Source organism: Flavicella sediminum (assembly GCF_006381105.1).
In the GTDB taxonomy this organism is placed as follows: Bacteria; Bacteroidota; Bacteroidia; order Flavobacteriales; family Flavobacteriaceae; genus Flavicella; species Flavicella sediminum.
The window spans coordinates 1,127,229-1,147,716 of the sequence record NZ_VDET01000002.1; the positions used below are offsets into that span (position 1 = coordinate 1,127,229).

Genomic DNA, 20,488 nt, shown 5'->3' on the forward strand with positions numbered 1-20,488 from the left:
ATAATAGTTGGATTTCTGTTTTACTTATGCAACAACGTTTATCTAAAAAATATATTTCATTGAAGCGGTGAAATTTCTTCCAGGAGCACTTATTCCTGAAGCAAATTCTTTATAATGTTCGTCGAAGATATTGTCGACTTTTATTTGAAGGTCTATGTTTCTATTCAATTCATAGTACAAAGAATAATTTAAAGTCTGCCAACGCGGGGTACCCGCATATTTTTCATCATCCGTACTTGCTGATTCATCAATTACAGGAGTTTGTTCAACATTATCAATTCCTTCACTTAAATTGTAATCCTCAATATTTTTTGTTGCATTGAAAATATAATTCAATCCGGTTCTTAATTTATTCACTTTATAAACAAAAGACAAACTACCAAATAGCGGAGGAATAGATGATAAAGGTTCATGAGAGTCATAGGTTTTTCCTTTTGTAAAAGTTAAATCACCGCTTGTTTCCCAGTGTTCATTAATTTCACCATGAAAACTAAAGGTTCCTCCTTTTACAAAAGCATTCCCTCTATTCACATTGGCAAAAACACTTACCTCTTCGCCTTCAAAAGTAATTGTTGTTGCTCCTTCTTTTTGTTGATCGATATCAAAGGGTGCTCTAATTATATAATTGTAAAGTAGCGTGTAGTACACATTAAAACCTACGCTAAACAAGCGGTGGTTAAAATATTGTTTGATTCCAAATTCAGAATTATAGGCATATTCCGGTTTTAAATTTACATTTGGAACAGTAACTGCCCCGCTTTTTTCTCTAATTTTTCCAATATCATCAATATTAGGCGATCTAAAACCTGAAGAAAGTACCATGCTTATTTTAGTGGCTTTTTTAGGTTTATAAATATGACCTATTGTAGCGGTAACTGCGGAATTTTTTAAGGCCAAATTGACATCTGGCAAAGTAACATCTGTTTCAGGACTTACACCCCAAAAAGCATTTAATTGGGTATTTGTAAAACGAAGTCCCGTGTTTAAAGTATGTTTTTCGTCCAAATCTTGTCGGTAGCCCACGTACATAGCTTGGGTAAAATAATCACTTCCGCCATCAGGATACCTAGTTAGAACATCAAAATAATCTGCTACTCCGGTAATGCTATTTGTTTCTGTATTGACACTTAATTGCTCTCCTTTAGAAGTAGAATTGACTTTGTTGTAAACAACTTCAAAACCATACGAAAGTGTTTTATTTTTCTTTTCTGTTAAAGCGACAGAAAAATCGGCATTGATGCTAAATACATTTACATTTTCAAAGCGGGAAGTCCGATCTAGAGAACCTAATTTTCGATTCACTCTTGATTCATCAATATCTTGAAAGGCGAGTGTTACAGTACCTTTATCTATCCAACGACTAATTTCTTCAAATTCTAATTGTGTTGAAAAAAGCATTCTTGTTTGTGGTCCATAATACCATTCTGCAAACTTCAAGTCACCACCCGAACGTTCTGTTAAACGATCAAACCTAGGAATATTTGAAGATTCTGAATATTGAAAATTAAACATCAACTCGGTATCATTTGAGACTGGCAGGTATACTTTTTGCAGAAAATCAAATTGAGAATAGCCTGTATTTTTCTGAAGGTTTGGATCTGAATTTACAAGAGACTCATTGTTGTTATAAGTTGGAGTATTGTTAGAATAATTAAAAACTTTCCCCCAATCGTCATAACCATGAGAACGATTTTTTCCCATTTTTAAATCGCCAAACTTACTATAAGAAAGGTTGGTGTAAAAAGCCCATTTGCTAAAGCTCATTTCCGTATCAAACTGTGTTGTTATTTCGTTATTAACAGAGCTTACTCTAGAAAAAATAGAAGAATTTGATTCCTTATATTCAGATGTTTTTAATTTTTTGGTGTAATAATGAATCACACCACCTAAGGCATCAGAACCATAAATAACGGATGACGGACCAAAAACAACCTCTACCCTATCTAAAATAGATGGCGAAACTGTAATTGCATTTTGAAGGTGTCCTTTTCTATAAATGGCATTGTTCATTCGAACCCCATCAACAACTAACAAAACTCTGTTAGACTCTAATCCTCTCAACACCGGGCTACCCCCACCGAATTGCGTTTTTTGAATTTTAATCCCAGGGCTTTTCGCTAATAAATCTGCAGTAGTTTGGGGTGATATTCTCTTAATATCTTTAGAAGTAAGGACAACTGTTTGTTCCGCAATACGATTGTTATTTTCTTTGACTCTTGAAACAGAGAGCACTACTTCCTCTAATCTTTCTGTGATTTTTTCTAAAACAAACTTAAAATCCGTTTTATAAAAACTTAGGACTTGCTCCTTTTCTTTGATGTATAAATAGTGATAAAAGAAAACGAATTCTTCACGATCAAAAGCTGAAAGATCAACTTGACCATTTATATCGGTATACACCACTAGAGACTTGTCCTTGTTAGAAACAGAAACCCCTTTTATAGGCAGTCCTGAATCGCTTCCAAGCACAGTCAATTTTTGTGCGCTTAACGAGGCACAAACCAGCATAAAAAAAATCAGATATTTCTCCATTAACTAAACAATTCCTTCAATATATATTGTGATTTTGGCTTTTTAAAACCGGATAGGTGCAATTCAAAATATTCAATTAAAACCTCTAAAAGCTTTTGTCGTTGAACAACACTTAAGCTAATACTTTCTATAGTATCAAAATTTATGCCTAACAATTTCTTAAAGATAATTAAATCATCACCACCTACAAAACTACCAAAAGGCATTGAGTTTGAAAAACAACCATCCACCAGACTAAAGTAAGAATAATGGCTATTTTTATCATCTGGATAAAAGCCTAAAAATTTGGTTAAAGACACTAAAAAAAGTAAATGAAAATTAGCTACTTTATCATGCAAATCGAGCCATTTTAAAGAATTGGATAAAAATGAAAATAACTCCGAATTGCCTTCTTCTTCTCGAATTGAATTGCTCAGCATTTCAGCAATAAAATAGACCATAGATTGCTTTGTGAAATCGACAAATATGTTTTCATATACATACCATGTTTTCACTTCTTTTATAGAATTTAAGTTCCCTTTATCGTTATGACTAACCACCAACTCTAACTGACTTAAAGGTTGAAAATACACAGAACGTAATTTGCCTTTTTTACTTTTAAGAATACCTCGTAGCATATACGAGTTAAGACCCGCCTCCTCTGTATAGCATTTTACTATAAGGCTAGAGTCGCCATATTTTAAGCTATTTAGTACAATTGCTTTTGTGACTAATTGCATTAATTAATGATGGCTATTTTAGTGGTTGATGTCTGGTTCCCTTCGGCATTGAACAAAAGTACAATATACACACCTGAAGCGACTGGTGTACCTGACAGATTTTTTTTATCCCAAACAATTTTACCACCAAATTGCGATTGTCCTTCAATGGTATTTGATTCAAAAACTAAATTTCCACTTACATCCAAAATTTTTACATTTGTTCCATTTGGAATATTAGCGCCATCTTTTCCTACAATAGAAACTTTATCATGGTGTTTCAAAGCTGGGTTTGGATAGCCATAAACTTTGGTCAATTCTTCACCATAAGCAGCAATTTCACTGTTGTAAGCGACCATTCCTTTATCTGTTAAGAAAAATACTTTTCCTGTTGAATCGTCTATTTTTATTTTCTTAATAAAGTTTGAAGGCAATGGTGAATTACTTGTATTAAATGAAGCCAATGTTTCTCTACCTGTTGAATTTGTTTGGAGTACACCTCCAGTAGCTGTTCCAAACCATTTGTTGTTGGCTCCATCTACTAAAATAGAATTAATTCTAGAGTCTCCTAATAATTTTTCATTTGCCCCTTTTTCAGTTATAATTATAGGTTCCGGTCCTTCGAATTCTGTAAAAACATTGTCCCCTTCGGTAAACCTCACCAAACCATTATTTGTACCTATCCAAATATTATTTGTTTGATCTACGGCAATCGAATTAACTCTTTTAGAAGGCAAGGCACCTTGCGCCTCTGTTTCTCCAATTTTAGCTATTTTTAAATCTTCTCCTTCTTTTCCATTTGTAACCAAAACACCTTCCCCTTTGGTTGCCATCCAAATATTGTCATTTTTATCAACAACAATATCATAGGTTCGGGTTTCTCCTGCTCCAGATTCTAAAATACTTGAAAAATTTATTTTTTGAACGGCGCTATTGTCAACAACTCTATTTAAAAGTTCATTATTTTTCCCCCAAGGAGTTGCCAACCATAAATCGCCAGCGCTATCAAATTTAGAGCTAGTTACTAAAGTAACCGATCCAGAGCCAGCAAAACTAGTTAAACCTCCACTTGCAGTATTCAAAACATCAACAATTTCATCATCTTCTACGATAAGCAAGCCATTCCAAAATGAACCAATATAGACTCTATTGGAATTTGTAGGATCTATCAATATGTCTACTAAATCTCGAGCCGTTGAAGGAATATGAACCCAATTATCTCCGTCAAAATGTGTTACGCCAAGTTTTCTGTTTTGAATATTAAAATTACTATCGTCGTAGCCGCCATAAACCAACCAAAGGTGATCATCATTGATTTCTAGCGAAAATATATCATTGGAATTAGGTCCCTTAGGGTGAATTTCAATAAACGTATCTAAGGCAGTAAAATCAGTCAATAACAATCCTTTTTCCTTTGTTCCTAAATAAATTATCTCCCCCTCAACATATACAGAATTTATATCACTGGATGTAAGATCAACATTATGTAAACTATTATAACTAGAGTTAAAAATGGTTGCACTATTTTCTGTTCCCACAATTAAATGGACTTGATCAGTATTGAAATGAACAATATCTTCGGAAGCTGTAAGTTTTAATTCAAGGCTGGTTCTATCAACAATTTTGTTGATTTTATTACCAATCGAAACAAGTACTTCATTGTTAAAGACTTCCAATTGCTCGAAGTTTCCTGAAAAGTTCAAGTTCCAATTTTGAAAATCATTTAAATTAGTTGTAATATCCGCTATATACACACCTTGATCTGAAGCTGCATAAATATACCCCCCTTCAACCAACAAGTCGTTTATAAAAACGTCTGTAGAATTGTCTCCAATAAATAATGTGTCTACAAACTCATTCTTTATCAAATCAAAGACAACAATTCCGAATTGCATTGATAAATAAATTTTGTTATCAAATTCTGAAATTGAATTTATACTTTTAAATGTAGAGACGTTTGATATAGAAATATCAACATATTTTTTTACAGTTCCGTCGTTTAACAAAAGTTCAAACACTCCATCTTCATAAGCAATAACAAAAACAGAATTATTTACACTGTAGTGCATTGCAGAAGTTGTACCTCCATACAAACCATTTACTGATGATAGTTTAGCAACTTCCTCTGTTGATGTATTATAGGTAAAAGCTGAATTATCCACGATTACTCGAATAATATCACCGCTTTTATGAAATTCTTTTACATTTACATATGAAAAAAAATCTTCCCATTTTTCACTGAAATTGGTTTGGGCTTTAAGGTTTATTAATGTAAAAAACAGTAATAAAAATATCGTGATGTTATTTCTCATAAAATACTTCTTATCTAAACTTAGAAACAAAAGCCCAAAGATAAGAATTTTATAAGCTATTCAATTAACCAACCTATTTAAAACCCAATAGCACTTTTATTGTTCTTGGAGCTCCTAAAACTTTTTTACGCGAACTATTTTGGCTGAATTTGCCCTAAAATACTATTCAATAGTGTGGATTGTCATAAATCGTTTGGTTACTCTTTCTCCCATCTCATACAAAACAATATCAGGATTTTCCTTCAACAATAACTTTTTGTCAAATTGATGATTGTAAATAAAAACAACCTCACTAAAAGTAGCTCTAAAATAATTTATTAAAAAATCGGAATAAGAATCTCTTAACACGACAATTTTTAAATTATTTAATGCTCCTTCATTTAAATACCTAAACTCATAATTGTTTTTTTCTAAGCGATGATAAAAGGGAACTTCCAAGTTTTTTTCTGCTTTACGACCTAATTCATTTTTTAAACTAATTTTTGGAGCTATTTCTTCCATCTCTTTATTCAAAATTTTTCCTATATCTCCAATTCTTTTGGAGTTATAAGTAATTGTGTCAATACTTTCTTTTGTTAATAACAGCATGTTATGATTATTAACTTTAATTTGCTCCATGATTTTCAAATACCCTTCAAACGCACCTATTTCATTCCAATGTGTGTCTGTTTTAAAATACAACTGTTGTTGCTTTTTAGCTTTCAAAGTACTTCTTAAGTCAATTAAATTTGGGTATGCCTCTACAATTTGATCCAATTTTGTTTTTTGCTTATGTATTTTATAGGGTAAATACTCGGTATAAATACTATGCTTACCTGGAACAACACTCACATAAAATTGAATCTTATTTTGAACACTCCAGTTTTCGGCAGCTTCAAGATTATTTTTAATGGTATACACTTCATCCTTTGTAAACACAACTTCTCCTTTTACCTGAGAAAAGGCTTGATGATAATTATTTCCTAGAAATAGCCAGCCTTCTTTTCCAAATAATACTTTATGTACCGAAGGCGTTTCATTAAAAATATTACTTACGTATTCATTATAAAAATTATAGAGTAAAAATCGGGTTCCAAAATTATCTGTATAAAAACTTTTCAGGTCAATTATAGAACGCTTTACGTCTCTTAAGGAGCCCATTTTTAACGAAACTAACTTCCTGTTTTCATTCTGCTTGTATTTCTTTTCAACATCCGTAAACATTAAAATTGTTGGTACCAATAACATGAAAATAAAACAAAATATAAGTGCAATTTTCCCTTTCATAGAATTAAAATTTAAAATAAATAAAGGGGTTATAAGCTCCTATTGCGATATACACATAACACACAAACAACAAAACCATTAAAACCATAATCCTAAGTATAGACAAGGTAAGTACATTACTTATTTGACTCTTTATCATGGTTTTTAATTTATCATACAAAGGAAAAGAAAACAAAATAGACAAGGCAAAAGCAACTATGGTTTCCATTCTCAAAGAAAAATTTAAAATATCAAGATCCATAATTGGCGTGTAAACGAACAATTGCTTTATATAAATAAATGCATGCTCCATAGTAGCGGCTCTAAAAAAGACCAAACCAATCATAACCACACCCAATACGTATACATGTTTTGCAACTCTTGGCATTTTCTTAAGCCACCCTCCTTTTTCAATCAATAAAAAAAGTCCGTGCCAAAGCCCCCAAATTACATAATTCCAAGCCGCTCCATGCCATAAGCCTGTTACGGCAAAAACAATCAGTAAATTCAGTAAAACTCTTTGTTTACTTTTTCTGTTTCCTCCTAAAGATATATAAACATAATCTCTAAACCAAGTAGACATGGTGATATGCCAACGTCTCCAAAACTCTTTTATAGAACTAGAAATATATGGGTAATTAAAGTTCTCTGGAAAATCGAAGCCAAACATTTTTCCTAAACCAATAGCCATATCGGCATAACCTGAAACATCAAAATAAACATACAGCGTATATGCAATAATTCCAAGCCAATTAAACAAGGTTCCATAACCTAAAGTCGACTCAAAAGCAAGATCGGAGATAACAACTAAATTATTCGCAATAAACAACTTTTTGAAAAGACCTTTTACAAACCTTTCAATACCATAAGCAAACCTTGAAACGTTTAAAACTTTATTCTTTAGCTGATGCTGAATCTCTTCATACCGAACAATTGGCCCTGCCACTAACTGAGGAAATAAAGACACATAGGTAACAAAATCAATGAAATTAGTACATGCCTTAACTTTACCACGATAAACATCAATAGTATAAGACATTGTTTGGAAGGTAAAAAAACTAATTCCCAAAGGCATAACAATACTCAATGGATTTATTACGACTGAAGAATACACAACTCCAAATAAATCATTTAGATTTTCAATAATAAAATTGGCATATTTAAAATAAATTAAAATTCCTAAATTGAAAAAAACCGAAAAATACAAGCCTAATTTCTTGTATCCTTTTGAAATGAAAATTCCACTACTATAATCAACTAATGAAGAGAGCACCAATAAAACAACCATTTTTCTTTCTCCCCAAGCATAAAATGCCAAACTAAAAACTAAAAGGACAATATTCTTTAATTTCTTTGGGGCCAAGTAAAACACTAAAATGGCTAGCGGCAAAAACAGAAATAGAAAAATAGGATCGCTAAACAGCATAGTTGATAAATTGTTTGGCAAATATATCTATTAACATTGTATTTATAAAAAGTATTATTTTAGCCTCAATTTACAAATAGCCTCCATAAATGAATGTTGAAATAGAAAGAAAATTTTTAGTAAAAACAAATGCCTTTATTAAGGAAAGTTATCAGAAAAATCATATTGAACAAGGCTTTTTAAATTCCAACAAAAACAGAGTTGTTAGAGTCCGAATAAAAGATGAAACTTCTTATTTAACCATAAAAGGCTTGACTTCAAAATCGGGTACCACACGTTTTGAATGGGAAAAAGAAATTGCATTAGAAGATGGAAAACAATTGCTAGAAATTTGTGAACAGACCATTATTCAAAAAATCCGCTATTTGGTAAAACATAAAAAACATGTGTATGAAATTGATGTATTTCTAGGAGAGAACGAGGGTTTAATTGTGGCTGAAATTGAATTAAGTTCGGAAGATGAACACTTTGAAAAGCCAGAGTGGTTAGGAGCTGAAGTAACTGGAATAACTAAATACTACAACTCTCAACTAAGTGTGCAACCTTTTAAAAATTGGTCCTAAAAAAACTTGGACTCCCTGAAACAGAGAGCCCAAGATATAAATAAATCCTACCCCTAAGATTTACATTTTTTTCTTATTCTTTTCTAAGATAGTTCATCTTATTTAATTCTGCAACAATTATTTAAAAAATATGAACCTATGTTTAGGTTTTTATTCACACCCAGAATAGCAGCTAAAAAAATCTAAGATGTTTTTAAAGGGAAAATTAATTTTACAATTGTCCCTTGTTTATCCTTATTTTCAAGGTCGTTGATACTAATAAACACATCACTACTATCATACAATAATTTGATTCTTTTTTCTGTTGCAGTCGCTCCAAAAAATTTCTTTTTTGTCAATAATTTCTTTTTTTGTTTCCTTGAATTTTTGATACCAATTCCATTATCTTCAATGGTCATATGAATATAGGCACCTTGCTTTAACAACTTCAGCTCTATTCGTTTCTTACCTTTTTTGTCTACAAGTCCGTGCCAAATAGAATTTTCTATAAAGGGCTGCAAAAAAAGTGGAGGAACCGAAATTGAATTTAAATTTAACTGAGGATCAATACTTTTAACAAACTCAAAGCCTCCAGAAATCCGTACTTTTTCTAAACCTATATACACCTCTAACAATTCCAATTCTTCAGCCAAAGTTATTTCAGACCTTTCCGAATTGGCTAATATTTGTCGAATTAATTTTGAAAACGAGGTGATGTATTCTGATGCCTCATCAATATTATTTTTTAAAACGAAATTGTTAATTGAGTTAAGAGAATTAAACAAAAAATGTGGATTCATTTGACTTTGCAAAGCTGTCATTTTTAACTCAGCAGCTTCTTTTTGTTTTAAGAGGTACTGTACTTTAAAAACTGATTTTTTTTCTACAATTTGAACAAAAATACGCCCCATTATAAAGGTAAAAACAAAAGCATCTATCAAAGCACCTACATAAGTAAAAATCATTGGCTCTATGCCTAGCGCAATCATTTCTTCATTACCAATAAGCACTCTAGAAAACGTACTCACATTTCCCAAAAGCAAAAAAGTTACCGAACCAAAAATAAAATAACCAACATTTCGCCCTTTGACCTTGGCCAGCGCAAAATAAGAAATGATTGAAAACAGTGCGATCAAAACAGAAAACACAAAAACAATCAGGCGGTAAACATGAGCACCAAAAAGAAAATGAACCAAGGGTATTAACACAACAAAAACAAGTAATACTTTTATTTCCAAAACAAAGTAAACATCCCAAGCAGGTAGTTTTCGTTTTGTTGAAATTAAAATCCTTGCAAACTGAACATAAAAAACAAAAGACAGGTAAAGAATTGAATAATTACAATAGGTATAAAAATCAACCAAAAAATAAGGGACTATTGGTTTTAAAAAATATAAGAAGATACACAACAAATACAAACTGTAAAACAGAAACAATTTGTTTTTGTTTTGTAAAAAAACCGTGAAATTAATTAAGAATAAAACGAGTAATGCTCCTCGAATCCAAGAAAACACTTCTGCATGGAAGTCGTTAAACATTTTATTTTGTCAGCTGAAGCCTTTCCAGCAGCTCAGCCTTTTTATTTCTACTCACACTTGCCGTCAACCCATTGGTTAGTACCAACTCACCTCCCATTCGTTTCATGTATTCTTTTACATGGTCTAAATTTACCAAAAACGAATTATGCACTCTAAAAAAAGAATTGTATTCAAATTTTTTTTCAACTTCTTTTAAGGTTTTAGAAACCAAAATAGTTTTATCACATTTTAAATAAATGGTTGTGTAGCTTTTATCAGATTGCAACATTACCACATCATCTTTGTCTAATAAATAAATTTTTCCATCTGCCGTAATATTTATCTTTTCACAAGTTTTTCCAATGGACTGCATTACGGTTTCTAACTTATGTCCAATATTTTCTTTGTCTAATTTTATTCGAACTTTTTCTACCGCTTCAATAAGTTCAATTTTATCTATCGGCTTCAACAAATAATCTACGGCACTGGCCTTAATTGCTTTTAAAGCAAACTCGTCATGCGCCGTAGTAAAAATGACAGAAAAATCTCTAAAACCTGCTTTTTCTAAAAAAGAAAAACCATCCATTTCGGGCATTTGAATATCCAAAAACACCACATGTGGGCAAAAATCTCTAACAATATCTAATGCTTTTTTAGGGCTTGAACTTGACACTATTTCAACATCCGAAACATACCTTTTCAACTTCCACTCTAACACTTCTAAGGCATCAACTTCGTCATCAACTAATAATATTTTCAACATGAATTCTTCTTTTATATTTTACTAAAATAACCTTTTTCTACAAACCCGCTTAAACCAATGCAAAACAATAAATCGCAATAAAATGACTGATACTTCCAAACAATACTAAAAAATGAAATATTGCATGGTTATACGCTAGTTTGGGTAGGGCAAAAAACAAAGCACCCAAGGAATAAAATATTCCTCCTAGCAACAAAAATCTCAGACCTTCACTCGAAAAATTTTCCAACAAAGATCGTAAGGCAAAAATAACCATCCAACCCATAGCAACATAGGTAATCACAGAAATGGTTTTATATTTTCCAATAAAAAATATTTTATAAAAAACACCTATAATGGCCAATACCCAAGAAAACCCAAATATAAGCCAGCCTATTTTTCCCTGCAGTACTACTAGTGCTACAGGAGCATAAGTTCCGGCAATTAAAACATAGATAGCCGCATGATCAAAAATATTTAAATAGTATCGTATTTTTCTGTTTTTTGCACTGTGGTATAAGGTAGATGCCACATACAAAATAATCATGCTAAGTCCGTAAATTATAAAACTCAACATTACTAACGGATCTTCGTATTGAAGCGCCTTGCTGATTAAAAACGGAAACGCTATTAAACTCAACAAAACCCCCAGCCCATGCGAAATAACATTCCACCTTTCTTCTTTTTCCGGATAATATTTCACCTTAAATTCCATTCTTTTAAGATACGAAAAAAGTGGTAAAACTTCTAGTTTTTTTGGTGAAGTACTAAATCTTTATACAACAGTTCATGCGTTGAATCTCGAAGCTGAGAAAAGGCATTTTTATCTAAGTTTTCCGTTTCAATTTGTGGGTGAATTTTCACTCTTAAAAAACCTGGAGATCCACTGAAAAAAGTATAGGAAAATCTTTTTTTACAATCGTAAAACGACAAAGGTATGATGGGTATTTTATGTGCCAAGGCCAATTTAAAAGCCCCTCCCTTAAACTCTTCCAAAACAATTGATTCATCTTCTGGAACCAATCCCTCAGGAAATATACAAATACTCAGGCCTGTCGCCAATCTTCTTTGCGCTTCTTTAAACACTTTTTGTCGACTCCTAAAATCTCCTCGATCAACCAAAATACAGGTCCGTTTATAAAAAAAACCGAACACAGGTATTTTAGCCAACTCAGCTTTCCCTACAAAAACAAAAGGATTTTTAACCACCACCAGCATCAACATAATATCAATCATTGATGTGTGATTTGCCACAAACATAAAACTCTTGTCTTTCGGAATTTTTTGAAGAATTTCTTTCTTGACTTTAAACCCCATGCCAATTAAAATCAGTTTTGCCCAAACCTTTGCTACTTTAAAAAAAACAGGATACCAAGATTCCTTTGCGGTTACAATGAGCAGTACAGGAGCCCCAATGACAATAACCCCTGTAAAAAGAAGGTAAAACCAAATTCGCCAAAGCAGTCTTAAAATGTTTCTGAAAAGTGTAATCATCCATTCAAAAATAGTCTATTTGCCAAACATAAGAACCCTTCCTAATCACAATTAAAAATTTCGGGTAAAATTTGTCCCCCTAAATTAAAAATCTAGATACTTTGCTTACTTTTGTCTACAAATAAAATTAAATGTCAAGAATACTTACAGGAGTACAAAGTACAGGTACACCACACCTTGGAAACTTATTAGGAGCAATTATCCCGGCTATTGAAATGGCGAACAATCCAGAAAATGAATCGTTTTTATTCATTGCTGATATGCATTCGCTTACTCAAATTAAAGATGGAACCACTTTAAGAAACAACACCTATAGCACTGCTGCTGCCTGGCTTGCTTTCGGACTTGATATTAACAAAACTGTATTTTACCGTCAGAGTGATGTTCCTGAAACAACAGAATTAACTTGGTATTTAAGTTGTTTCTTTCCATTTCAACGACTGACACTTGCCCATTCTTTTAAAGACAAATCAGATCGTTTGGAAGATGTAAATTCTGGTTTATTTGCATACCCGATGTTAATGGCGGCTGATATTTTATTATACGATGCTGAAATTGTTCCTGTTGGTAAAGACCAACTACAACATTTAGAAATTACACGTGATGTTGCCAGTAGATTCAACCATCAAATGGGAGAAACGTTTGTTTTACCTGAGGCGAAAATTCAAAAAGGTACCATGTATGTTCCTGGAACAAACGGTGGAAAAATGAGTAAATCGCAAGGTAATATCATTGATATATTTTTAGATGATAAAAAATTGCGCAAGCAAATCATGAAAATTCAAACGGATAGTACTCCGATGGAGGATCCTAAAAACCCGGATACTTGTAATTTATTTGCCTTGTATAAATTATTAGGTTCTGAAGAACAAATTGCAGATTTAAGAGCAAAATATGAAGCTGGAAATTTTGGATACGGACATGCAAAACAAGCTTATTATGAACTTGTGATAGAAAAATTTGCAGTGCAAAGAGAACGCTACAATTACTATATGGCCAACTTAAATGAAATAGACGATGCGCTAGCAATTGGTGCTGAAAAAGCTAGAAAAGTAGCTGCTGATGTTTTAAAAAGAACACGTAGCAAACTAGGATATTAAAAACACTGTTCAAACAAACTTTAAAAACCCCACGCTTGTGGGGTTTTTGTTTTTATATATTGCGCTAGATTCTTCGATATTGCCTATTAAAACTGCGTTAAGGATAGAACAATTTGTTTGAGCTCTTTTAAGATTGGTCACAATTTTAAAAAGCGAGTTGTGATAGCCTGCCCCATAGGGGAACGCCCAAAAATTACCCTTGCGTATAGGTATGTACACTTGTATTGGCAACAGGCAAATAATTTACGCCAAACCAGCAGACTAGCAAAACCACAAATGCCAACGCCAAAATGGTCAAAGCTTGTTTTGTTTTTTGTACATGAAAATATCGGTAGTGGATATAAATCAAATAGCCCATCCAAGTTAAAAATGCCCAAACTTCTTTCGGATCCCAAGTCCAATAATGCCCCCAAGCTTCTTTTGCCCACAAAGCACCAAATAGCAAACCTAAGGTCAAAAATGCAAAACCGATATACACCAAATTATCAGCTAGTTTTAAAGTTTCCATTGAAAAATTTCCTTGGTAATTGTCTACCCACCCCTTAATAGCCACAATACTTGAGGCGGCCAAAACGGCATAAGAAAATAAATACACCAATACATGCGGTACAAACCAAGGGCTTTGCAAAGCAGGCATCAGGGTTTTTGAGTAGGTTTCAGGATTCAAATAATTGACAACTAAAAACATGCCTGCCATAGCAATACTATAGGCCAAAAACCATTTGTAGCGCCATCTTATATACGTAACAAAACCAATTAGTGGTAAAAATGTAGCATACCACAAACGTGTTTCTCCTAAAGTTCTCATGGGAGGTCTATCCAGCTCTACCCAAAGTTTTGCCACAAAAGCAATTAATATGCACCAACCCAATAAAATGAACACATGAGCAAATTTTAAAAGCTTTCCTTTTTTATAAGAAAGCAATAATACGATGAATCCAACCAACCAAAAAAGGCCAACAATTCCGCTATATAAAGGAAAATCTATCCAAGTCATTTTAGTCTTTTTTAGTTATTTTATTTCCAACCCAAAACATATAAATTGCGCCAGCTATCATCATAAATATTCCTGTATAAATAATGGGCAGCCAGGGGTCTCTAACCAATTCTATAACACTTAATTCTGACCATTTTCCTTTCCGATCGTCGTAACTTAATTGGTAGATATTCCAACCTTCAAATTTAAACGATTTATTTACCTCTAGAATGGTGCTAATACGTTCGCCTTCGTTGGTTAAAATATCAATATCGGAGCTAAATTTTTTCGCTTCGGGAATGGTCATCACTATAGAATAATCTTCACTTATTTTTAAAGATTCGTAAGGGTATCGAAAACTTCCACTACTAATCCATCCCTTTGCAATAGAATCTGTTGCCGTATTTTTTACCGTTACCGATGCAGATGGCGGTGAACCTACTTCATTAACAAAGTAATAACCTTCACCTAGTTTGCCTGAAGTTGCTAAATATTCATTGATGGTTACTTGATAATTCTTAAAAAAATAGGTTTCTCCTTTTTCTACCAAATACAAGTTTTTTCCATTGTTATGGGCAATACTTCCCGACTTATTATCGACCAAAGCCAATTTTGGATTGTATTCTTCAATCATAAAATCTTTCAAATAAAAAGCAAAAGGCAGTTCTATTTGGTTGTTGTTGCTATCTGTGGCAATCCAACTTGGTTTTCCTTCATACACATCAACGGTCAATCTTTGTAAGTCTCCGCTACCCAAAACACCTGCTATCAAAGCCAAAAACAAGCCCAAATGATTTAATACAAAACCAAAGTTAGACCAACTAAATTGCAAAATCCGTTTGATGGTGATCAAACCTAAACAGGTTAAAAATTGAAACAAAATTAATAAGAATGCCCAATTACTTGTCATTCTATTCAGTCCAAAATTTTGAATGAAATTGTTCTCTGAAGGCACTTGCGGAATAATTCCCATAACCATAACCAATAAAGTAACCAGAGCAATGCTAGAAATGGAAGCGGGTACTTTTGTAAGCCAACGAATTAGCTGAATGTGCGAAAACCATTTATATGCCACTAACAAGCTTACAGAATACCCCACAATAAAACACATATTGTACGGATAAGAAACTGAAAATTCATTTCCAGAAGCTACAAAAAGTTCTAAAAACAGACCTGTAACAATTAATCCAAAACCTATAAAAAAAGATTCAACGTAACCCCAAGGATGCTCCCATGAATTACGTTGAATTTTTTGAGTAGTATCACTCATAATTATTTTTATTTTCTAATAACCTGCTTCTCTTTTAGCAGCTGCCTCTTTCCATTTAGGCAATAATTCTTTTTTAAATTTAGCTTTTTCAGCTTTTAATTTGGCAATATCTAAACCGATATATTTTTGTGCAGCTTCTTTTGTTTCTATGGCAGGATAGGATACCTCTCCAGCAAAGCCAAGTTCCATTAGCAATTTGGCCAATTTAATTCTTGTTTCCTGAGTAATATCAATTCCTTTTCCAATGACTCTTCCTAACTCTACAGGAGCATGGAAAGATCCTCCGTGTGATGCCGCAGCATAATCCCAACGCCATTGTCCTAAACGAATTCCATGTAAAATATCTTTCATTTGTTTTTCAGAAGCGCCTAAATCCCAACATTTTTTTGCTTCTACATGCGCACGGACCAACAATCTTTCTAACTGATCTCTATTTTCAATAATACGATCTTGGTTTTGGTAAACATTTTGCGTCAACACATCTTTTTCTTCACGGTGACAAACTTGACATGAATTGGCCACATTGTTTAAAGGTGACTGAATATGATGGTCTGTAAATTTCTGGCCACCTTCCGTTTTATATGGCATATGGCAATCGGCACAAGAAACACCTCTTTGTCCATGAATTCCCATTTTGAACACCTCATAGCCTGGATGTTGTGCTTTTAACATGGATGCTTTACTCAATTTATGTACCCAATCTACATGGCCAATATTATCGTAATAGGCTTCCATGTCTTCTACAGTCTGTCCATCATCCCAAGGAAAAACTAAATAAGGCGTTCCTTCTTTTCCTGGTATATTTTTGTCAAAATAGTATTCTACATGGCATTGCGCACATACCAAAGAACGCATATCATTATGACTGGCTTTTTTAATGTCTTTTCCTTGTCTTTCAAAAGCTTCAATCAAAGCAGGTCTGGTAACTTTTAAGTTCATGGTTTTAGAATCATGACAATCGGCACAGCCAATAGGATTCACTATTTCTGCTCCCAATTTTCCCCATTTCCCTTTGTAAAACTCTTCCACTCCTTGTTCATTCATAATTCTTGGAACATCAGGAGATTTACATGTCCAACAAGTAGAAGGCATAGGTCCATCCTTGTCGCCTGTTGGTCCTCCCGTACGTAAACTATTATGAATATCTTCAACAGCATAAACATGTCCACGACCTTGATTGTAATCTTTAGAGAATCCATAACCGGCCCAAAGAACCACCAACCTAGGATCTACCTCCAACATATCAATCATGGCATTTCCGTTGTATTTTGAATTAAATGTCGAATCGGCCGTTTTATAATACGACTGAAATTCTCGAGGAAAATTTTCTCCCCAAACTTCATTTCTAGGTTCTAATTCTTTAATTTTATTTACAGGTGTATAGGCAAATTTGGCTTCCATTTTGCGTTCTGTAATTGAGGAAACTAGCAGTCCTAATAAAAAGACTACGACCAAAGATGCAAAAAACAGCACCCAATTCATCCAAGGTTTTCTTTTATTGCTCATAATTATTCTTCTTTTTTATCTAAATCGTTAACATATTTCTCTAACCAATCGGGCACCGTTTCTTGGTGTTCACTTGGCACTTTACCATAATATTTTACTGAGGAAAGACTGTGTACTTTGCCATGCGGGACTTCCTTATGACATTCCCAGCATTTCCGTTCTGTTCTGTTGCTAAAATGATTTTCAACTTGGCCACTCAACTTCGCATCCATGACTTGATCTTGGTGACAACGAATACAATTATTATGGACCACCTCTATTCCAGCTTCTTTCATTTTTATTACTTCAGGTTCTCCTTTGGTTGTAAAAACATACCCATGGTACAGGCCATCTTTGGCTTTAAAAAAATATTTATTGAAAACATTGTCGTGCGGCACATGGCAATCGTTGCATGAAGCTACTTCTCTATGAGAACTATTTAACCAAGTTGTGTATTGAGGTGTCATTACATGACAATTGGCACATGTTTTTGGATCATCTGACAAATAGGAAATCGCTTTGGATTCTATCAAAGCATAAAATGTAAGTCCTGTCATTGCTCCTAACAGAATTATTACGGGAACCCTCCATGCTTTCGGAGGAATAAAAAATCTAAATAGCCTGTTCATTTGTGTCTGTTTAACATAAAAAAAGATTTCAATGTCTTTTATTTTTACATTACAAAAATTAGGCTTTTTAAGCTTTCTGTTAATGACAAAAATCATGTTTCATAAAAAAAGAAGGAAAATATTATACTATTTTAAAAACCTCCAAAAAAAACAAAATAAACCTGTCTTAATCAAAAAACACAACAACAACTACAGGTTTATTTTTAAGAACAATTTCATCGTTAATAGTAACACAAATTTGAACTAAATAAGAATCATATGTCTTTTTTTTCATTTTTTACCCTCTTAACAAATACAACTTTAAAAAAAACAAAACAAACGATAAACAACTTAAAAACAAAAACTTACAGCTACAATAAAGCTAAAAACAAACTAGACAAGTTTGATTTTAAAAAAATTGGGTTAGAAAAAACAGAAATCTACTACCTCCCTTTCGTTTCCAATTTAGTAGTATCTTTAAGAACCTTTATGATGAATTTTTCTGGAAAATTACAAATCTAAGTTCCGCTATCTGGCCAACTTTTGACAGGATAGTTATGCGCTTAAAATAATCGATATTTGAAAACAAATAACAATTATACAGAATCAGATTCCTTTAGGAAACTATTGAAGAACGGTGATAAGGCAAGCTATGAAACTTTATTCTTGCTATATTATGACAAGCTTTTACACATAGCAAAAGGCTATATTGGCAACTTGGAAGATGCCGAAGGTATCGTTCAAAATGTATTTTTAAAAGTATGGGACAAACGAAGTAAGTTTGACCGTGTAAAAAACACAAACAATTACCTATACACCATTACAAAAAACGCTTGTTTAGATGTTTTAAAACATCAAAAAGTAAAAAACACTTTTTCCGAAAATTACAGCGCCATCAATGAAGCTTTTATCCATGATGAAATTGCCTCAACACTTATTGAAAGTGAATTGGAAAAAAGAATAAGTGCCGCCATTGAACTACTACCAGAAAAAAGAAAAAATGTCTTTATTAAAAGTAGAATTGACGGAATGAAACATGCCGAAATTGCTTTATCCTTAAATATTTCTATTAGAACTGTAGACAACCATATTTCCAATGCATTGCGACATATGAGACTGCATTTAAAGGAATTTCTAACTTTACTTTAAAAAAAAATATTTTTTTTAGGTGTGATTAAGATTTGAGTCGTCTAGTAACTATAGACCATTTCATAATGACACAAAAAATAGTAAAATACATTCAAGGCACTGCTTCTATTACAGAACAAAAAGAAGTTGAAAATTGGATACATGCCTCGAAAGAAAATACGCAAAAATTTCACCGATTAAAAGCAGAATGCATCACCGCCTCGTTTGATCAAACACAAGCGACAACCAATACCTATAAAGAGTTAAATACCTTCAAAAAAAACATTCACCAAAGACAAGCACAACTTTGGAAAACCCCACTTAAATACGCTGCCTTACTTGTTTGCCTTATCGCTAGCTCTATTTATCTAGCGAACAACACTAACTTATTTGAACAAGATCCAGTAGCACCAAAAATTTCGAAAAATAGCATTACCATCAAACTTAACAACGGAAATATTCGTGTAGTTAAAGAGAACGAAAATATAGACGTTAAAGACTCCAAAGGAAACAAAGTTGGTGTTCAAAAAGGAAATAAAATTTGTTATAAAAAAAATAGTACAAAGCAAAAATTAATTTACAATACACTAACTGTTCCTTATGGAAAACAATTTGATGTTGTTTTATCAGACAATACCCATGTGTATTTAAATGCCGGAACTACCTTAAAATACCCCGTAAATTTTATAAAAGGAAAAAAAAGAAACGTGTTTTTAAGCGGAGAAGCTTTATTTGACGTGAGTAAAGATTCACTACACCCTTTTGTGGTTCATATTGATGATTTAAATATTCGTGTGTTGGGAACCAAGTTTAATGTAAGTGCATATCCTGAAGATCTTTCTGCCAAAACCGTTTTAGTTGAAGGTGCTGTTGCTCTTTATCAAGAAAAAAAATACCAAGCTCAAAAAGCAACGATGTTAACTCCAGGTCGTTTGGCTTCCCTAAACAAATTGGATAAAAACATTTCTTTAGAAAAAGTAGATGTTTCTATTTATACCGCATGGACAAAAGGAAACATTCTTTTTCGTCATGAGCCTTTTAAAAACATTCTTAAAAAATTGGAAAGACAATTTGATGTGACCATTGTTAACAACAATGAAAAACTAAATGATGTACTATTTACAGCCAGTTTTGATAACGAAAGTCTAGACTATATTCTAAAAACATTTCATACAAATTTTGGTATCAACTATACCTTAAACCAAAAACAAATAACTATTAACCCTTAAAACCAAAAAAAACATGACTTGAAACTAACCGAAAAAACCAATCCATTTTCAATGACACCTACTGGACTAAACCCAATAAAAAAAACCGGAAAATGCTGCAACATTTCCCGATTTAAGGTGTGATTAGATTTACTAACCACGTAAGAATAATAAAAGTAATGAAAAAACTAATTACTCTAAGGAA

17 protein-coding genes are annotated in these 20,488 nt (G+C 32.7%); 4 read left to right on the plus strand and 13 right to left on the minus strand.

Going from position 1 to position 20,488, the window contains the following annotated elements:
• Positions 1-42: 42 nt before the first annotated feature.
• The 5 genes from FGM02_RS04980 to FGM02_RS05000 all read right to left on the minus strand — a co-directional run bounded on the left by FGM02_RS04980 (position 43) and on the right by FGM02_RS05000 (position 8,159).
• A complete protein-coding gene (locus FGM02_RS04980) occupies positions 43-2,532 on the minus strand; it encodes a TonB-dependent receptor plug domain-containing protein (protein WP_139957211.1) in 2,490 nt (829 codons plus the stop codon).
• Positions 2,532-3,251 carry a DNA repair protein RecO gene (gene recO / locus FGM02_RS04985; protein WP_139957212.1) on the minus strand — a complete coding sequence of 240 codons (720 nt, stop codon included), beginning with the start codon at positions 3,249-3,251 and terminating at the stop codon, positions 2,532-2,534. Before recO ends, FGM02_RS04980 begins: the two co-directional genes overlap by 1 nt.
• A complete protein-coding gene (gene porZ / locus FGM02_RS04990; RefSeq protein WP_139957213.1) occupies positions 3,251-5,542 on the minus strand; it encodes a type IX secretion system anionic LPS delivery protein PorZ in 2,292 nt (763 codons plus the stop codon). The genes recO and porZ overlap by 1 nt, the downstream gene beginning before the upstream one ends.
• 162 nt (positions 5,543-5,704) lie before the next feature.
• Complete coding sequence (locus tag FGM02_RS04995) at positions 5,705-6,808, minus strand: alginate O-acetyltransferase AlgX-related protein (RefSeq protein WP_139957214.1); 1,104 nt, start codon at positions 6,806-6,808, stop codon at positions 5,705-5,707.
• Between the two features lie 4 nt (positions 6,809-6,812).
• Positions 6,813-8,159 (minus strand): MBOAT family O-acyltransferase, encoded by a 1,347-nt coding sequence (locus FGM02_RS05000; RefSeq protein WP_243739376.1) that lies wholly within the window; start codon positions 8,157-8,159, stop codon positions 6,813-6,815.
• Positions 8,160-8,302: 143 nt separating this feature from the next.
• On the opposite strand from FGM02_RS05000, the gene FGM02_RS05005 reads away from it, so the two are divergent.
• A complete protein-coding gene (locus FGM02_RS05005; protein WP_139957215.1) occupies positions 8,303-8,776 on the plus strand; it encodes a CYTH domain-containing protein in 474 nt (157 codons plus the stop codon).
• Between the two features lie 182 nt (positions 8,777-8,958).
• On the opposite strand, the gene FGM02_RS05010 is transcribed toward FGM02_RS05005, so the two are convergent.
• Genes FGM02_RS05010 through FGM02_RS05025 form a run of 4 tightly spaced genes read right to left on the minus strand, consistent with a single transcriptional unit; the run spans position 8,959 to position 12,508 of the window.
• Positions 8,959-10,293 (minus strand): sensor histidine kinase, encoded by a 1,335-nt coding sequence (locus tag FGM02_RS05010; protein WP_139957216.1) that lies wholly within the window; start codon positions 10,291-10,293, stop codon positions 8,959-8,961.
• Position 10,294: 1 nt separating this feature from the next.
• The gene (locus FGM02_RS05015; RefSeq protein WP_139957217.1) at positions 10,295-11,035 is read right to left on the minus strand and encodes a LytR/AlgR family response regulator transcription factor; all 741 of its coding nucleotides are present in this window, start codon (positions 11,033-11,035) and stop codon (positions 10,295-10,297) included.
• 49 nt (positions 11,036-11,084) lie between these two features.
• The gene (gene trhA / locus FGM02_RS05020; protein WP_139957218.1) at positions 11,085-11,729 is read right to left on the minus strand and encodes a PAQR family membrane homeostasis protein TrhA; all 645 of its coding nucleotides are present in this window, start codon (positions 11,727-11,729) and stop codon (positions 11,085-11,087) included.
• A 32-nt stretch (positions 11,730-11,761) separates the two neighbouring features.
• Positions 11,762-12,508, minus strand: coding sequence for a lysophospholipid acyltransferase family protein (locus FGM02_RS05025; RefSeq protein ID WP_166461134.1), 747 nt, complete (start codon positions 12,506-12,508; stop codon positions 11,762-11,764).
• Positions 12,509-12,639: 131 nt separating this feature from the next.
• On the opposite strand from FGM02_RS05025, the gene trpS reads away from it, so the two are divergent.
• On the plus strand, positions 12,640-13,608 hold the full coding sequence (trpS, locus tag FGM02_RS05030) for a tryptophan--tRNA ligase (protein ID WP_139957219.1): 969 nt from the start codon (positions 12,640-12,642) through the stop codon (positions 13,606-13,608).
• Between the two features lie 193 nt (positions 13,609-13,801).
• Here the strand turns inward: trpS and FGM02_RS05035 are convergent, their stop codons facing one another.
• From FGM02_RS05035 to nrfH, 4 genes are read right to left on the minus strand one after another with little or no spacing between them, the layout of a single operon-like run.
• On the minus strand, positions 13,802-14,605 hold the full coding sequence (locus FGM02_RS05035) for a cytochrome c biogenesis protein (RefSeq protein WP_139957220.1): 804 nt from the start codon (positions 14,603-14,605) through the stop codon (positions 13,802-13,804).
• Position 14,606: 1 nt separating this feature from the next.
• Positions 14,607-15,854: a cytochrome c biogenesis protein ResB gene (locus FGM02_RS05040; protein ID WP_139957221.1), complete on the minus strand. Its 1,248-nt coding sequence runs from the start codon at positions 15,852-15,854 to the stop codon at positions 14,607-14,609.
• Positions 15,855-15,869: 15 nt separating this feature from the next.
• Entirely contained in the window at positions 15,870-17,360 is a 1,491-nt protein-coding gene (nrfA, locus tag FGM02_RS05045) for an ammonia-forming cytochrome c nitrite reductase (protein ID WP_139957222.1), read from the minus strand.
• 2 nt (positions 17,361-17,362) lie between these two features.
• Positions 17,363-17,968, minus strand: a complete 606-nt coding sequence (nrfH, locus tag FGM02_RS05050) for a cytochrome c nitrite reductase small subunit (RefSeq protein WP_139957223.1) — start codon at positions 17,966-17,968, stop codon at positions 17,363-17,365.
• Positions 17,969-18,526: 558 nt separating this feature from the next.
• Here nrfH and FGM02_RS05055 point away from each other — a divergent pair.
• Positions 18,527-19,096, plus strand: coding sequence for an RNA polymerase sigma-70 factor (locus tag FGM02_RS05055; RefSeq protein ID WP_139957224.1), 570 nt, complete (start codon positions 18,527-18,529; stop codon positions 19,094-19,096).
• Between the two features lie 65 nt (positions 19,097-19,161).
• On the plus strand, positions 19,162-20,304 hold the full coding sequence (locus tag FGM02_RS05060; protein ID WP_139957225.1) for a FecR family protein: 1,143 nt from the start codon (positions 19,162-19,164) through the stop codon (positions 20,302-20,304).
• Positions 20,305-20,488 lie beyond the last annotated feature (184 nt).

Bases quoted from the DNA above. Each gene is read 5' to 3' on its own strand.
- FGM02_RS04980 (WP_139957211.1), bottom strand. From the start codon at position 2,532: ATGGAGAAATATCTGATTTTTTTTATGCTGGTTTGTGCCTCGTTAAGC.
- recO (WP_139957212.1), bottom strand. From the start codon at position 3,251: ATGCAATTAGTCACAAAAGCAATTGTACTAAATAGCTTAAAATATGGC.
- porZ (WP_139957213.1), bottom strand. From the start codon at position 5,542: ATGAGAAATAACATCACGATATTTTTATTACTGTTTTTTACATTAATA.
- FGM02_RS04995 (WP_139957214.1), bottom strand. From the start codon at position 6,808: ATGAAAGGGAAAATTGCACTTATATTTTGTTTTATTTTCATGTTATTG.
- FGM02_RS05005 (WP_139957215.1), top strand. From the start codon at position 8,303: ATGAATGTTGAAATAGAAAGAAAATTTTTAGTAAAAACAAATGCCTTT.
- FGM02_RS05010 (WP_139957216.1), bottom strand. From the start codon at position 10,293: ATGTTTAACGACTTCCATGCAGAAGTGTTTTCTTGGATTCGAGGAGCA.
- FGM02_RS05015 (WP_139957217.1), bottom strand. From the start codon at position 11,035: ATGTTGAAAATATTATTAGTTGATGACGAAGTTGATGCCTTAGAAGTG.
- trhA (WP_139957218.1), bottom strand. From the start codon at position 11,729: ATGGAATTTAAGGTGAAATATTATCCGGAAAAAGAAGAAAGGTGGAAT.
- FGM02_RS05025 (WP_166461134.1), bottom strand. From the start codon at position 12,508: ATGATTACACTTTTCAGAAACATTTTAAGACTGCTTTGGCGAATTTGG.
- trpS (WP_139957219.1), top strand. From the start codon at position 12,640: ATGTCAAGAATACTTACAGGAGTACAAAGTACAGGTACACCACACCTT.
- FGM02_RS05035 (WP_139957220.1), bottom strand. From the start codon at position 14,605: ATGACTTGGATAGATTTTCCTTTATATAGCGGAATTGTTGGCCTTTTT.
- FGM02_RS05040 (WP_139957221.1), bottom strand. From the start codon at position 15,854: ATGAGTGATACTACTCAAAAAATTCAACGTAATTCATGGGAGCATCCT.
- nrfA (WP_139957222.1), bottom strand. From the start codon at position 17,360: ATGAGCAATAAAAGAAAACCTTGGATGAATTGGGTGCTGTTTTTTGCA.
- nrfH (WP_139957223.1), bottom strand. From the start codon at position 17,968: ATGAACAGGCTATTTAGATTTTTTATTCCTCCGAAAGCATGGAGGGTT.
- FGM02_RS05060 (WP_139957225.1), top strand. From the start codon at position 19,162: ATGACACAAAAAATAGTAAAATACATTCAAGGCACTGCTTCTATTACA.